Source organism: Holdemania filiformis DSM 12042, assembly GCF_000157995.1.
In the GTDB taxonomy this organism is placed as follows: domain Bacteria; phylum Bacillota_I; class Bacilli_A; order Erysipelotrichales; family Erysipelotrichaceae; genus Holdemania; species Holdemania filiformis.
The window spans coordinates 254,474-268,831 of record NZ_GG657562.1; the positions used below are offsets into that span (position 1 = coordinate 254,474).

Genomic DNA, 14,358 nt, shown 5'->3' on the forward strand with positions numbered 1-14,358 from the left:
CGTCGCGCCGCTGGCGCCGTTATCGATCGCGTACTGCAGCTCCTTGCAGCTGCAGGAGTCGTTCCACACTTCCGTCTGCGGGAAGCGGGTAACCATTTCATAAAGTTTATTCATTCGCGAGCCTCCTAGCTTAACCAATCCTTTTTATCCTTGGGATTCCACTTGGTTGTTACTTTGCGCGTCGTCGTCAATAACGGCAGCGAACCATAACCGGTGATGTCGCCGTATCCAAACTTTGACCCCTTCAACCCGCCGAAGGAAAACGGATCGCGCGGCACCGGTACGCCGATATTAATCCCCAGCATGCCGCTGGATAAGCCCAGCGACGCTTCCTGTGCGTACAAACCGGTATCGGTAAAGATTGAAGCGCCGTTGCCATACGGCGAACGGTTTTGATAGGCGATCGCTTCTTCCAGCGTCGCCACCTGAATAATTTCCAGCGTTGGTCCAAAGACTTCTTCCTCTGGCATCGCTTCCATTGTATCGTAGAGAATCACGCTCGGCCCGATATAATAGCCGTTCGGATCCCCTTCCACCATCGCCCGGCGGCCGTCGACAACCACTGTCCCCGGAGTCTGATCCAGGTACTGGCCGATTTTTTCCACCGCTTTCCGGGAGATCAGCGGCGGACAGTCCCGGCCGGCGACCATTTGTTTGGAAATGGCGATGATCTGATCGATCACAGCGCCGCAATGGCCGATGGCCAGAACAACGGAGGCTGCCATGCAGCGCTGACCGCTCATGCCGTAAGCCGCCGAAGTAATCTCCTTCGCCACGATTTCCGGATTCACTTCGTCCGTAACCAGAATGTGATTCTTCGCTCCGCCCATCGCCAGACAGCGTTTTAAATTGGATGTGGCTCGCTTGTAGACGAGTTTGGCCACCGGCGTGGAACCGACAAAGGTCAGTGCGTCAATACCCGGATGATCGCACAGCGCTTCCACGACTTCCTTTTCACCGTTAACCACGGAAAGCAAGCCGTCCGGCAAGCCAGCCTGTGCGAACAACTCGGCAATTTTCATCGCGGTCACCGGCGTGGCTTCACTCGGTTTCAGAATCACTGCGTTGCCGCAGACCAGTGCGTTGGGAATCGTCCACATCGGCACCATCAGCGGAAAGTTAAACGGTGTGACGCAAGCCAGTACGCCGACCGGGAATGTCATTTCTTTGACCTCGATCCCGGTGCTGACGATTTCCGTCTTCCCGGCGATCAGCGCCGGAATGCTGACGGCAAACTCGCAAAGCTCGATCGCCTTGGCCACCGCCGCCCGGGATTCAGCTAACGATTTCCCATTTTCCTGCGTGATGATCTGCGCTAATTCGTCTTCGTGCGCCTGCAGCTGCTGCCGCATCGCGAACAACACCTCGCTGCGTTTCTTATAGGTCAGCTGCGCCCACTGCCGCTGAGCTTCGCGGGCTTTGGCTACGGCTCTGTCAATCATTGCCGGATCGGCATAGCTGACCTCGCCGATCACCTGTCCAGTTAAAGGACTGGTCACCGGATGAACCGACGCCGGATTGTGGACTGTTTCCTGACCGATCTGATTGCCAATTTTATACATGTTCAACGCCTTCTTCCTGTTTGATTTCCGCCATTGTAACCGGGCGGTGTTCGCGCATCGACTTGAGCGCGGCTTTAGCCATCAGCACCGGGATCAGGCCGTCACGGCCGTTGACCGCCGTTGGTTTATTTTCCACAATTGCCTCGGTAAAACTGGCGATTTCGTCGGCGAACGACTGCATATATCGTTCCAGAAAGAAATATAATGGTTTTTCCTGTTGAACTCCCTGTTCATCGCTGAGGATCAGTGTGCTCGGCGTATCGTTTTGGGTCGCGGCGCTGCCCCGGCTGCCAAAGACCTCAGCCCGCTGATCGTAGCCGTAAGCGGCCCGGCGGCTGTTGCTGATGCAGCCGATCGCACCATTCTCAAAACGCAGCGTGATCTGAGCACTGTCGATATCCCCCAGCTCCTTAATCTGAGGATTGACCAGCGCGTCGCCGACGGCGTACACCTCACTCACCTCGCTGCCGGATAAATAACGGACCATATCGAAATCATGAATTGTCATATCCATAAACATCCCGCCGGATACCTTGACGTAATCCAGGCTTGGCGCTTCAGGATCACGCGAGAGCACCGTAATAAAATGCGGATCGCCGACCTTGCCTTGCTCAACAGCCTGGCGCAGCGCCTTGAAATTATGATCGAAACGGCGGTTGAAGCCGACTTGAAAATGGACGCCGGCTTTTTCCACGGCAGCGATGACCTCGGTGATCCGCTTGGGATCCGGGTCCACCGGTTTTTCGCAGAAAATATGTTTTCCCGCCTGCGCGGCTTCGATCGACAGCGCGGCATGGGTATGGGTCGAGCTGCAGATCAGCACGGCGTCGATTTCCGGATCATGAATCAGTTCCCCGGCGTCGGTTCCCCATCGCTGAATGCCGAGCTTTTGTGCTTCCGCTTCCATTGCCGGATTCATAAACGGATCGCAGATCCGCAGGACGCAGGCGTTTTCAACGCGTGTCTGGATACTCCGGGCATGAACCTTGCCGATCCGGCCGAAGCCGATAATTCCAATTTTCAACATCTTTCATTCCTCCTTTAACAGCCGGTCTTTTCCCGGATAAACGCCCGGGCCTTCAGCGCGTATTCCAACGGATTGGCCTTGGCCGGATCCTGTTCCGCCTCGACGACCATCCACCCTTGATATTGATGTGCCGTCAGACAGGCGAAGATTGGTTCAAAACGAATCACGCCGTCGGAAGGAACGGTGAAGCTGCCCGCGCGCACGCCTTCCAGAAAGCTCAGCTTCTCGCAGCGCACCTGTTCCAATACGTTCGGACGGACGTCCTTGAGATGAACATGGACAACGCGGCCGATATGCTTTTCCAGAACACGCAGCGTCGCTTCCTGGCTGCCTTCGGAATAATATAGATGACCGCAGTCGTAAAGCAAACCTACCTTTTCAGAGGTATGTTCCATTAAATAATCGATCTCCGCTTCCGTCTGCACCCCGGTTCCCATGTGATGATGAACACCCAGCCGCATCCCTTTTTCCGCTGCCAGCGCTCCGAGGATCTCAAAGCCTTCTGTCACAGCCTGCCATTGTGCTGCGGTATAGACCGGCTTGGCGTCGAAGATCGGCAGCGTCGTGCCTTGAATACTGTCGCCCTGTTCGCTGATGCCGATCACCTTTGCGCCTAAGGCGTGCAGGAAATCGCGGTGTTCAATGAATTTTTGAATCGTTTCTTCCTTCTGGCCGCGGGTAAAATAGGTCGAGAACCAGGCGTTGCAGATCTGCAAACCACGCAAGTCCAGCGCCTTTTTCAAGACGGCCAGATCCCGCGGATAGCGGTTGCCGATCTCGCATCCCGCATAGCCGGCCAGCGCCATTTCGCTGACACATTGTTCAAAAGTATTCTCCTTGCCTAAATCCGGCAGATCGTCGTTAGTCCAGGCAATCGGCGCGATGCCGATTTTCACATTTTTCATTTCCATAATCTTAATATCTCCTTGCCTTCTCCCGCTGCGTCTGCAGCAGTTCATACGCTTCATTGACTTGTTCAAACGGGCTGACGGAGGCCAGGCCGACGTTCCACCAGGAAGCGTAACCGTCGGTCATCGTTTTCGGCAGCACCTTGATGTCGATCAAAACGCTGTGCTTCGCCCTAGCCGCTTTGGCCAGCGCGTCTTCCAGCTCTTGCTCGCTGCGCACCGTCCATGCTTCGCAGCCGTAACCGCGGGCGACGGCCGCGTAGTCGATCGGAATGTATCCGCCTTCCAGCTTTCCGCTTTCCGCCTTGCGGTAGCGGAAATCGGTGCAGAAGCTTTCCAAACCATTGGACATCTGAAGATTGCTGATACAGCCGTTGCTCATGTTATCGAACAGACAAACCGTAATCTTGGCGTTCTCCTGCAGCGAAGTGACCAGTTCGCCATGCAGCATTAGAAATGCCGCGTCCCCGACCATCGCGTAGACCTCGCGCTTGGGTTCAGCCAGCTTCGCCCCCAAGGCCGCCGCGATCTCAAAGCCCATGCACGAATAGCCGTATTCCACGTTGTAGCTGTTTTCACTGCGGCTGACCCACATCCGCTGCAGATCGCCCGGCAGCGAACCGCTGGCTGCGACGATCAGAGAAGCAGGCGCGATGCGTTCATTAATCAATTTCACCGCCGCGGTCTGCGACAGGCAGGAAGCCGTCATCCGTTGGAATTCCTGCAGCTGCCGTTCGTAATTGTTCTTGATTTCCGGGTGAACCTGCTCTGAATGCCGCACGCTGGTGAAACGGGCAACTTCCTCGTTCCACAAACGTTTCACCTTGCTGATGCCAATGTCGTTTTCATGATGGTAATGATGCTGCCGCAGAATCTGACCCAGCTGTTCCAACGCCGTTTTCACATCAGCTTTGACGTGAAGCGCGTCCAGCTTCAGACCATGGTAATCAGATAAATTGATTTGAATCAGCTTCGCCTCGGCCAACAGTTCTTTGGATCCGGTGGTGAAATCCGTCAGCCGCGTGCCCAGACCGATGACCAGATCGCAGTCGCGGACATAGCGGTTAGCCGCCAGGTTGCCGGTGACGCCGATACCGCCAAGATTGTAGAAAAAATCCGAGGTGACCGTCGATTTACCAGCTTGCGTTTCCGCCATCGGCAGCTTGAATTCGTTGCAGAAATCCCGGATCGCCGCGCCGGCTTCGCTGTAGCGGCAGCCGCCCCCGACAATCAGCAGCGGATTGCGGGAATCCAAAATCTGATACGCCGCCTTGTGCAGCATTTCGCTGTCCGGAAGGGTTCTGATCAGCGGATGAGTTCGTTTCATGAAAAAGCTTTCTGGGAAATCCCAGGCTTCGCCTTGAACATCCTGCGGCAGCGCGATCGTAACCGCGCCGGTTCCCTGCGGATCCGTCAGCACCCGCATCGCGTTGATCATCGCGCTCATCAGCATCTCCGGACGTGATATCCGGTCAAAATAACGGCTGACAGGGCGGAATGCGTCATTCGTCGTGATGGACAGATCATAGGGCTGCTCGACCTGCTGCAAAACCGGATCCGGCTGGCGCGTCGCAAACGTATCCGCCGGCAGCAATAACAACGGAAGATTGTTCGCGGTCGCCGTCGCCGCCGCGGTGACCATGTTCGCCGCGCCCGGTCCGATTGAAGACGCCACGGCGATGATCTTGCGGCGCTGGTGCTGTTTGGCAAAACCGATTGCCGTATGCGCCATTCCCTGTTCGTTGCGTCCCTGGAAGACCTTCAGCGAATGATCGTCGTGAAGCAGTGCTTCGCCCAGTCCCAATACGATCCCGTGTCCGAAGATCACACTGACACCTTCTACAAATTTACTTTCTTTTCCATCCAGGCTGACATACTGCTGATCCAGAAACCGGACCAGCGCCTGCGCCGTAGTACAATGCACCGTTTTCATTACTACCCCTCCCGATTGGCACGTCCGCGCTCGCTTGTTTTATTATTTCCAGATCTCCGTCTCACCTTCCGAAAATGTCCGGCAAGACGATTCCGATCCGGCGCTTGATTCCCCGCTCCGCTTTTCTTATAATGAAGTCAAAGTCGAGGAAGCTTAGGATATGAAATATAACCGTTTAAATGAAATCGAACTGTATCTGTCGCAGAAGCAATATGCGTCGATCGACGATCTGCTTGAAAAATTCAATATTTCGCTGCAGACGCTGCGGCGCGATCTGAAGGAATTGCAGGGACGCGGCGTCATCACCAAGGTGTACGGCGGCGTCCTGTTCAAACGGAGCAATGAAACGAAGGTCGACGTCAGCATGCCGGCCATCCATTCGACGATCAACATTGAAGAAAAGATCAAGATCGGCGAGCTGGCCGCGTCATTAGTTGAAAATAACGACATCATCTTTATTGACTCCGGTTCTACCGCGCATTACATCGTCGACTTTTTAGCCGACAAGGAGAACATCACGATTGTGTCGCACAGCCTCGACGTGCTCAACGCCGTCAGCAAGTATCCATCGATCCACTGTCTGGCCCTGGGCGGCGCTTATCATCATGAAAGCCGTTCCTATTACGTCGACACCGATACGATGCGGTATCTTTTCAACAAGTCCTTCATCGCGACCGTTGGCCTGTCGCTGCCCCGCGGTTTAACCAACATGAATTTCTATGAGGCGGCGGTGAAGACCAAGGTCATCGGCAATTCCATTAAAAACTATGTGCTCTGCGATCATACGAAATTCAACGTGACCGCCTTCAACAATTTCGCATCGTTGGAAAAAATTGAAGGCGTGATCACCGATGAATGTCCGCCGGATAATTACCTGAATTATTTCAAGCGCAACAATATCCAGCTCTTTTATTAATCTGGCCGCAATACTGAGAATCACTAAAGTTCAAAGTGTGTAATTTCCTGGGCTTCAGGACATTGGTTCCAATACGCCTCGATCATCTGGGGATTGAGATCCCAGCGGAAGCAGCCCAACACTTCGGTGCAAAGACCGCCCATGATGTTGCCGTAGCGGATACAGTCGACCAGCGGCAGTTCATGATATAAGCCGTAGATCAGACCGGTCAGGAAATTGTCGCCGGCTCCGGTCGGATCGATAGTATTGAATTTCAATCCCGGCACGTGAATATACTTGGAATCCAGCTTGACGATGCAGCCCCGCCGTCCTAGTTTGACGATCGGGGTTTTTGTATAGGCCTCCAGCCGATCCAGCATCACTAACGGATCATGCGTGCCGGTCAGCTTCTCCGCTTCCTTTTCATTCGGCGTAAAGTAGTCGCACACCCGCAGATGCTCGCCGATTTTCTGGAAGGACAGATCATCCGTCCAGCCGACGTCGAACACCAGGATTTTTCCCTCGTCTTTCAGCTTGCGGGCGACCGAGAGATCCTGCGGGCAGAAACAGATCGAGCTGGACTTGTAAAATTCATAGATGCTTTCCGGTCCGCAGTCCAGCTCGTCCGCACCTTCGTTGTAGCAGACAAAGCTGCGTTCGGCTTCGGTCGTGATCACGCACGTCACGACCACCGGATGTTTTTTTCGCGTTTTGAGCGTTTCCACATAATGAAAGCGGATGTCGTTTAAGAGATCGCTGGCAATCCGCGATTGAAAATCATCGCCGAAATAGGTTCCCAGCTTAACGGGAATGCCCAGCCGGCTCAGCATGATCGGAATGACCATCGGTCCCCCGCCCAGTTCAATCTTAAAATCAGTGGCGAAAACTTCTTCACCTTCATTGGGAAAACGATTGATATCTTTGTAGATCAGATCAACGTTCATCTGGCCGATCACCGCAACGATTTTACTCATTTCCATGGCGGCTGTCCTTCCTTTTGAACTTCCATCAGAAACGCGCCGACGATCTTTTCCGCCAGATCAAGATTGGCGACCAGCGGATTGATCAGCAGCGCCTTGATTGCCAGATCCCGGTCGCGGTTCAGGATCGCGCGGACCGCGGTTCGTTCATATTCCTTCATCGTCTGGATCAGATTCAGGATTGGCTGCGGAATCTGACGCTGGCCGATCGGATGCGCGCCGTCCTTGTCAATCCGGCAGGAAATCTCGACGACGTCCTCGTCGCGCAGGCCGGGAATCGCGCCGCGGTTGGGAATCGACAGAATCATTTCAACCGGCTCGTTCTGCGACCAGGCTCGGACAAAGCGCAGCGCTACCCCGGCATAGCCGCCCTCATCCGGAGCTGTCAGAAATTCCTCAACGCCCGGCACGTCATAGTGCCGCACACGGACTTTGCCGGATTCGTTCATCATGTAATTATTTTCCCGGATGTTGTAATGCTTAAAGAAAATCCGGAATGCCTTTTCAAATTCCTGATCCGGATCGACGCCTTCCAGCGCCTGGTTCATCTGGGCATTGACCCGCTCGATCAGCTGCGCCCGGGATTCTTTGGCCTGAGTGCTGGAAGCGATCACCTTGCGGGTATAATAGTAGAAATATAAATATTCGTTCGGCAGGCAGCCATCGGTCATTTTCAGTACCTGCGGCTCAAACAGACGCATTTCCGTCTTGGAAAACAGCTGCGGATCGTTGAAAATCCGTTCCGTAACGTCCTGGCCGTCTACCTGGAAATGCGTGAACCACGACAGATGATTCAGGCCGAAGCATTCACAGGCAAAGCGGTCTTCCGCCACGTTGAGCATCGCGGCCAGCTGCTTGATGAATTCGCTCGGCGCATCGCAGATCCCATACACCGGATAACCGCAGCTGTTCAGCGCCTGGGTCACGATACCGCTGGGATTGGTGAAGTTGAAGATCAGACAATTCGGATGCGCCAGCCGTTTGATTTTTTCACAATAATCCAGCAAGACCGGAATCGAGCGCATCGCCATCGCAAAGCCGCAGGCGCCGGTTGTTTCCTGGGCTAATAACCCATAGCGGCTGACGATTTCCTCATCCCGAACGCGGCTGTGATCACCGCCGGAACGAATCGTTGTAATTACGAAATCCGCGTCGGTTACGGCTTCCTCGACGCTGCGGGTCAGCGTGACCCGCAGTGAAGGAGCGATACGGATCGCGATCTGCCGGGCCAGCTTGCCATAGCGGTCCAGCTTCGCCTGATCGACGTCCATCAGAACAACCTCGGTCAGATTTGCCAGACTGGCGTTGCAGGCGATGCTTTTCGCCAGGAAACAGGATCGGACGCCGCCGCCTCCCAATACGCACAGTTTCATAAGAGTTCCCCTTTCTTACAGATAACGGGCAATTTCTTCCTTATAGAAGTCGATATCGGCTACGATCAACGCTTCCTCCGGCAGCCCCTTTGCCTTGGCGTACAGCGTGTCGGCATACGCCAGCACCGCTTTGACGTCTAACGGTTTGCCTAAGCTGTTGAACTTGTAGTAATTGTTATGATAGAGATCATCCAGCACCGAATCCGGCAGATCTAATCCGCGGCAGTGTTCCTCAAACGCCGTAAATTCCTCGGCAGTTTCCAAAACCCGCTGCAGGCAGCCGACCGTTTCCTGCCAATGATCGGAGAAGGTATCGGTGCCGTAAAGAATCTTATGGGAATAATCACGGAAGAAGTCCCGCCACAAATCGACATCCTTGGCGAAGTTTTCAAACATTTCCCAACCCGGCGTGATATCAAAGTACAAATTCGGATACCGGTCGAGCATTTCGCAGCACAGACCGTGCTGATCAGAAATGAAGAAGAAATGCGGAATGCACAGCTTTAAGTTTGGATGCTTGCGCAGAAAGCCGAAGGTTTCCTGGTCGATTTCCAGCTTTTTCGGGAATGTCCCGTCGCCGTAGAAATTTCCTTTGCCCTTCGCCCACTCAGGAAGCAGCTCCGCATGCCAGAATTCCATCGGATCGTTGATGTGGTAGAGGATCGGGAACTGGCGTTTTTGGGCGTAATCGAACATCAGATCATAGGCCGGATCATCCAGCCGGCGATTCAGGCGCTTGCGGATCCCCGGTTTGCCGTCGAGCATTTTGATGCCGTCATAGCCCATCTTGTCGAACATCTCGATCTGAGCGCGGAGGTTTTCCGCATCCGGCAGCTGCATGGAATCATAGTGAAATGACGCATACGCCAGACACTGCCCCTGGCCTTTAAGCTTCAGCAGCGCGCCCATCAGATTCTGCGTCAGGGCCCGGCTTCCGATCAAGGTACAGCCGAGGAAGGTCCAATGATCATAACCGCAGGTTTTGACCATATCGAAGCATTCCTGAATCTGAGCAGGATTGAACAGATGGATGTGACAGTCGCTGATCGGTCTTCTAAATTGCAGCATGGTTAATTCCTTTCCGTTGTCGGAACAATTTTTTCCGGCAGCTCATAATCGTCGTGCGGCAGCAGCTCATAGGCTTTAACCCATTCAAAGCGTTTGTAGAGTTTGAAGCACTCGGCATAGCGAATCTCTTTGCGCCGGCACTGCAGCGCGCGGAAGCGGTTGACGATTTCAATCGTTTCCTTCGGATCTTCCGTAAACTGCGACTGATGCTGGCGGGCCATTTCAATTTTCGTTTCGATAAATTCCGTAATGTCGACATAGAAATCAGGATTGAAATCAACACCGCAGGAGGTTTCCGCAAAGAACACCGGCGCCCAGGCGCTGTTGAGCACTAACCGCGACAGACAGCGGTGATCATTGTGATAATCGTTCGGCGCGCAGGTGAAGACAACGTCGGGATTCAGGCTTTCCATCGCAGTGATGACCTTTTCATAACAGTCGCGGTCATCTAACAGACGATGGTCTTCGATGTCGAGAAAGATCGGCTCCACGCCTAAGATGGCGCAGGCCCGGCGGGCTTCTTCATGGCGGATCGCCACGATTTCCTGCCAGCTGACAGAATCCGGCAGATGCCCCCGGCCGCGCCGGCCGTCCATCGCGATGACGACGTGAACGTCGTGACCCTGAGCTTTGTATTTCAACAAGGTCCCGCCGACCAGAATCTCCGTATCGTCGGGGTGCGGCATAAACGCGGCAATTTTTAATTTACGCATAAGACTCCTTTCGACGCGGGCTTTTCGCTTTTCAGCTCGCGGAATAACGCACGGCAGGCGGCAGCTTTCATCAGCCAGGTCCCTGCCATCAACAGAATCGTGATCATTTCAATACCAAAGCCCCAGCGCGATTCCAGCATCGTCAGACATTGGTAGCCAATGGATAAAACGATCCAGATCAGACTGTAACGGCCTGATGGAGTGTTCAGCGCGGCCCGGGTATGATACAGCGAGAGGGCCAGCCCTGCGTTGATCAGAAAGATCAGCGAGGGCAGCGACGCACTCAGCTGCAGCGCCAGCTTTTGGGAATCCAGGACCTCCAGCTGGTATAAATCTTGGGCCGGATCGATCAGCAGATAGGCATTGTCCTTTAAGATCAGTGTGATCAGCCCGGCGCTCAGCGCTAAGGAAAACAGACCGAGAATCAGCGTAATCCGGTAGATTTTCTTCCGCATCAGCCCTTCACTCCCGTCTTGGCGATCCCTTCGACGAATTGTTTCTGGAAGATCATGAAGACGATGATCATCGGGAGAACCGAGATGACCGCGCCGGCCATGACCTGTTCATAATAAGTCGTATGTTCGCCGATCAACATCGCCAGCCCCGCCGATAACGTCATCTTCTCAATCGAGCGGTTGACGATAATCGGCCACATCAGGTTTTTCCAGGTGCTCAGCATCGTCATGATACCCAGAGCGACCAAATTCGGCGTGACCAGCGGCAGCATGATCTGCCAGTAAATCCGGAAATAGGAACAGCCGTCCATCCGCGCTGCTTCGTCAAGATCTTTCGGAATCGTCTGGAACGCCTGCCGCAGTAAGAAGACGCCGAATACGCTGAACAATGACGGCAGCACCAGCGCGGTCAGTGTGTTGGTCAGCTTCATCTGGACCATCAGACGGAACTGCGGGATCAAAAATATCTGGCCCGGCACCATCATCAGCCCCAGCATCCCGATGAACAGAATATTCTTAAACGGGAAATTCAGCCGCGCGAAGGCATAAGCGGCCAGGGAAACGATGAACAGCTGACCGGCAATCGTGACGACTGTAACAACGATGGTGTTCCAGTATAATGTCAGGAATGGGAACTTGTTGTAGACGATCTCATAATTCACCCACTGAATTTCCTTCGGGAACATCTGCAGCGGAATCCGGATCGCTTCCTCATAGGTTTTGATGGACGTCAGAAACATCCAGACAAACGGGATCAACATGATCAGCGCGAAGATCACTAACGCCGCATGAAACAGAAATTTGACTTTATTCTCTTTCATAAGCCCCTCCTTAATCGTAGTTAACCCAGTATTTCTGGGCTACAAACTGGACGGCGGTGATCGCCAGGATAATCAGAAACAGAACGACCGAGATCGCCGAAGCGTAGCCGCGGATATTCTGCGTAAACGCGATTTCATAGAAGTAGCTGACCAGACTCATCGAGTATTGATACGCCACGGTGTTGCGCTGGATCATCAAGAAGATGAAATCAAAGATCTGCAGGATGTTGATCATCGACATGATCGTCACGAAGAAGATCGTCGGACTCAGCAGCGGCAGCGTCACTTTGAAGAAAATCTGCATTTTATTCGCGCCATCGATTTCCGCCGCTTCATAATAAATCTTGGAAATTCCCTGCAGGCCCGCTAACATGATGATGACCTGATAACTGACCATCGACCATACCAGGACAATCAAGATCGCCCATTTTACGGTATTGGGATCACTCAGCCAGGCAATCGGCTGACCGCCAAGCTTGACAATGATGTAGTTCAGTAAGCCGTATTGGTAGTTCATCAGCCAGCGCCAAAGCAAACCGATCGCCGCCGGCATGGTGATCGCCGGCAGAAAGATCGCAGTGCGGTACAGCGTCTGGCCCTTGATTTTCTGGTTGAGCAGCCAGGCGATCACCACGGAGAACCCGACGACCAGCGGTACGCCCAGCACGGTGTAAAACAACGTGTTTTTAAGCGCCGTCCAGAATAGCGGATCGTTAACCAGACGGATATAATTATCCCAGCCGATAAACGTAGGCGGCCCAAACGCGCCGACTTTATTAAAGCTGAAATAAATATTCTGGATGAAGGCAAAGAAATAAAAGATCAGCAAGCCGATCACCATCGGCGCGATAAACAGATACGCGGCGCCGGCTTCCTTGACTTTTCTTTTTGAAAACCTCAGTTTGTTTGTACTCATGGGATTCCTCCTGATTTAAGAGAATCAGAGTTAGGCAAAACTGCTTCTGCCTAACTCTTTCACGTTCATTGCTTCATTGATTAATTTAACTGATCGAGTACGGCCTGCGCTTTTTCCGCACCGTCCTTCAGCGCCTGTTCGACCGGCTGCTGACCAGAGAGCGCCATCGCGATCGCGTCGTTGACGAAGGTGTTCCATTCAAAGTTGCCGTTGGTCGGATATGGGAAGCCAGTCTTGGTGACGTCGGCGATCACCTGCGCATCAATATTCTTGAAGCTCTTGACATATTCCTTCTGCGCTTCAAAGTTCGCCGGGAAATCAATGCCGTTCTGCGCTTCCACGCTCATCGCTTCCGCACCCGTCAGATATTTGATCAATTCCCAAGCTTCTTGCGGATGCTTGGTCTGCGCGGCGATCGCGTAGCCCAATCCGCCCAGAACCGACTTATTGTTAACGGCCATCGACGGCATCGGAATGAGCTGAATCGCGCCGTTTTGTCCTAAGCTCGAGGTATCCAGCACGGAGGCTTTCCAAGAGCCGATGAAGACGATCGCGCCCTGACTGGAAACAAACAGGTCGGTACCCTTGGTTTCGGATAAGACGGTGTACGGAGCCATCATCTTCTGGTCCATCAAATCGACCATCTGCTGTATCGTATCAATACCGGCTGGTTCTGCGACACCGGTCGTCTTACCATCGTCAGACAGATAGACCGCGCCGTTTTGTTCAAAGAAGTTGACAAACGAAGGCTGGGCGTCAAGTTCCATGACGATCGGATATTCGGTGCCGCCTGCGGCCGCAATCGCGTCGCGCAGCTGTCCGGCAATCGTCCGCATATCGTCCCAGGTCCAGCCATCCTGCGGCAGCTCGACATTGTATTTCGTAAAGATTTCAGTGTTCAGCGCAACATAGACAGCGTCTAAGCCTTTCGGCAGACAGTATTGGGCTCCGTCATAATTGAAAGCCTGGACACGCGCATCAACATACTGTGTCAAATCATAATTATCGGCTTTGATGAATTCATCCAGCGGTTTTAAAACGCCGCCCTCGACATATTTCGGCAGATAGGTGTTCATCCACATCACGTCCGCAGATTCTCCGGATTCCAGCGAAGCGTCCAGCTTCTGCCAGTAGTTGCTCCATGGAACCTGTTCGATCGTGGCTTCGATTTCACCCTTGTGGAGTTCGTTAAACTTGTCGACGTTCTGCTGGATGATGGGCGCCTGCACCTCATCCCACAGCGTAAGGCTGATCTGAACTGGACCTGACGTCGGAGTTTGGCCGCCGCCTCCGCCAGAGCAGGCAGACATGGCTAAGACCATAAAACTGCTGAGTAAAATGCTGAGTAATTTTTTCATAATCGGTAATCTTCCTTTCCGTTGGCGTTAGTGTAAGCGATTACATTTAAAAGTGTCAATTTTTTATTGCTTAACTCTTGGTATTGTGTAAGAATTTAATCTGTTATTTTTGATACTCTTTTGATACTTTTTTGTATATTTCTTTTATCATTTTTAAATTCTTCTTTTGTTTCTTTCAACAAAAAAACCGCACATAATTACGGTTTTCATCTCTTTTCATTCATTTTTCCGGATTTTCATCTGAGCATTTTGATGTTCTCCGATTTCCAAAAAACTTTTTTTAAACCCCTTTCCCAAACTGATTCACAAATTCTGTTTCCGCCTTTCGTTAGAATTTCCAGCGACGTTT

Annotated in this window: 13 protein-coding genes; 1 reads left to right on the plus strand and 12 read right to left on the minus strand. The window is 53.0% G+C overall.

What is annotated here, in order from left to right; genetic code table 11:
* Nucleotides 1–125 precede the first annotated feature (125 nt).
* The 4 genes from HOLDEFILI_RS17060 to iolD are packed head-to-tail and all read right to left on the minus strand — an operon-like array spanning nt 126 to nt 5,430.
* A complete protein-coding gene (locus HOLDEFILI_RS17060; protein WP_006061155.1) occupies nt 126–1,562 on the minus strand; it encodes an aldehyde dehydrogenase family protein in 1,437 nt (478 codons plus the stop codon).
* A complete protein-coding gene (gene iolG / locus HOLDEFILI_RS17065) occupies nt 1,555–2,589 on the minus strand; it encodes an inositol 2-dehydrogenase (protein WP_006061156.1) in 1,035 nt (344 codons plus the stop codon). The genes HOLDEFILI_RS17060 and iolG overlap by 8 nt, the downstream gene beginning before the upstream one ends.
* 14 nt (nt 2,590–2,603) lie before the next feature.
* Complete coding sequence (iolE, locus tag HOLDEFILI_RS17070) at nt 2,604–3,500, minus strand: myo-inosose-2 dehydratase (protein ID WP_006061157.1); 897 nt, start codon at nt 3,498–3,500, stop codon at nt 2,604–2,606.
* Between the two features lie 4 nt (nt 3,501–3,504).
* Nucleotides 3,505–5,430, minus strand: coding sequence for a 3D-(3,5/4)-trihydroxycyclohexane-1,2-dione acylhydrolase (decyclizing) (gene iolD / locus HOLDEFILI_RS17075; RefSeq protein WP_006061158.1), 1,926 nt, complete (start codon nt 5,428–5,430; stop codon nt 3,505–3,507).
* Nucleotides 5,431–5,590: 160 nt separating this feature from the next.
* Here iolD and HOLDEFILI_RS17080 point away from each other — a divergent pair, with 160 nt between their 5' ends.
* A complete protein-coding gene (locus HOLDEFILI_RS17080) occupies nt 5,591–6,346 on the plus strand; it encodes a DeoR/GlpR family DNA-binding transcription regulator (RefSeq protein WP_006061160.1) in 756 nt (251 codons plus the stop codon).
* Nucleotides 6,347–6,369: 23 nt separating this feature from the next.
* Here the strand turns inward: HOLDEFILI_RS17080 and HOLDEFILI_RS17085 are convergent, their stop codons facing one another.
* The 8 genes from HOLDEFILI_RS17085 to HOLDEFILI_RS17120 all read right to left on the minus strand — a co-directional run bounded on the left by HOLDEFILI_RS17085 (nt 6,370) and on the right by HOLDEFILI_RS17120 (nt 14,009).
* On the minus strand, nt 6,370–7,305 hold the full coding sequence (locus HOLDEFILI_RS17085) for a carbohydrate kinase family protein (RefSeq protein ID WP_006061161.1): 936 nt from the start codon (nt 7,303–7,305) through the stop codon (nt 6,370–6,372).
* A complete protein-coding gene (locus HOLDEFILI_RS17090; protein ID WP_006061162.1) occupies nt 7,296–8,678 on the minus strand; it encodes a family 4 glycosyl hydrolase in 1,383 nt (460 codons plus the stop codon). The genes HOLDEFILI_RS17085 and HOLDEFILI_RS17090 overlap by 10 nt, the downstream gene beginning before the upstream one ends.
* A 15-nt stretch (nt 8,679–8,693) precedes the next feature.
* Nucleotides 8,694–9,746, minus strand: a complete 1,053-nt coding sequence (locus HOLDEFILI_RS17095) for an amidohydrolase family protein (RefSeq protein WP_006061163.1) — start codon at nt 9,744–9,746, stop codon at nt 8,694–8,696.
* Nucleotides 9,747–9,748: 2 nt separating this feature from the next.
* Nucleotides 9,749–10,459: a PIG-L deacetylase family protein gene (locus HOLDEFILI_RS17100; RefSeq protein WP_006061164.1), complete on the minus strand. Its 711-nt coding sequence runs from the start codon at nt 10,457–10,459 to the stop codon at nt 9,749–9,751.
* Entirely contained in the window at nt 10,447–10,914 is a 468-nt protein-coding gene (locus HOLDEFILI_RS17105; protein ID WP_006061165.1) for a hypothetical protein, read from the minus strand. The genes HOLDEFILI_RS17100 and HOLDEFILI_RS17105 overlap by 13 nt, the downstream gene beginning before the upstream one ends.
* Entirely contained in the window at nt 10,914–11,735 is an 822-nt protein-coding gene (locus HOLDEFILI_RS17110) for a carbohydrate ABC transporter permease (protein WP_006061166.1), read from the minus strand. The genes HOLDEFILI_RS17105 and HOLDEFILI_RS17110 overlap by 1 nt, the downstream gene beginning before the upstream one ends.
* 10 nt (nt 11,736–11,745) lie before the next feature.
* Complete coding sequence (locus HOLDEFILI_RS17115) at nt 11,746–12,651, minus strand: carbohydrate ABC transporter permease (RefSeq protein WP_006061167.1); 906 nt, start codon at nt 12,649–12,651, stop codon at nt 11,746–11,748.
* An 80-nt stretch (nt 12,652–12,731) separates the two neighbouring features.
* Entirely contained in the window at nt 12,732–14,009 is a 1,278-nt protein-coding gene (locus HOLDEFILI_RS17120; RefSeq protein ID WP_006061168.1) for an ABC transporter substrate-binding protein, read from the minus strand.
* Nucleotides 14,010–14,358: the final 349 nt, after the last annotated feature.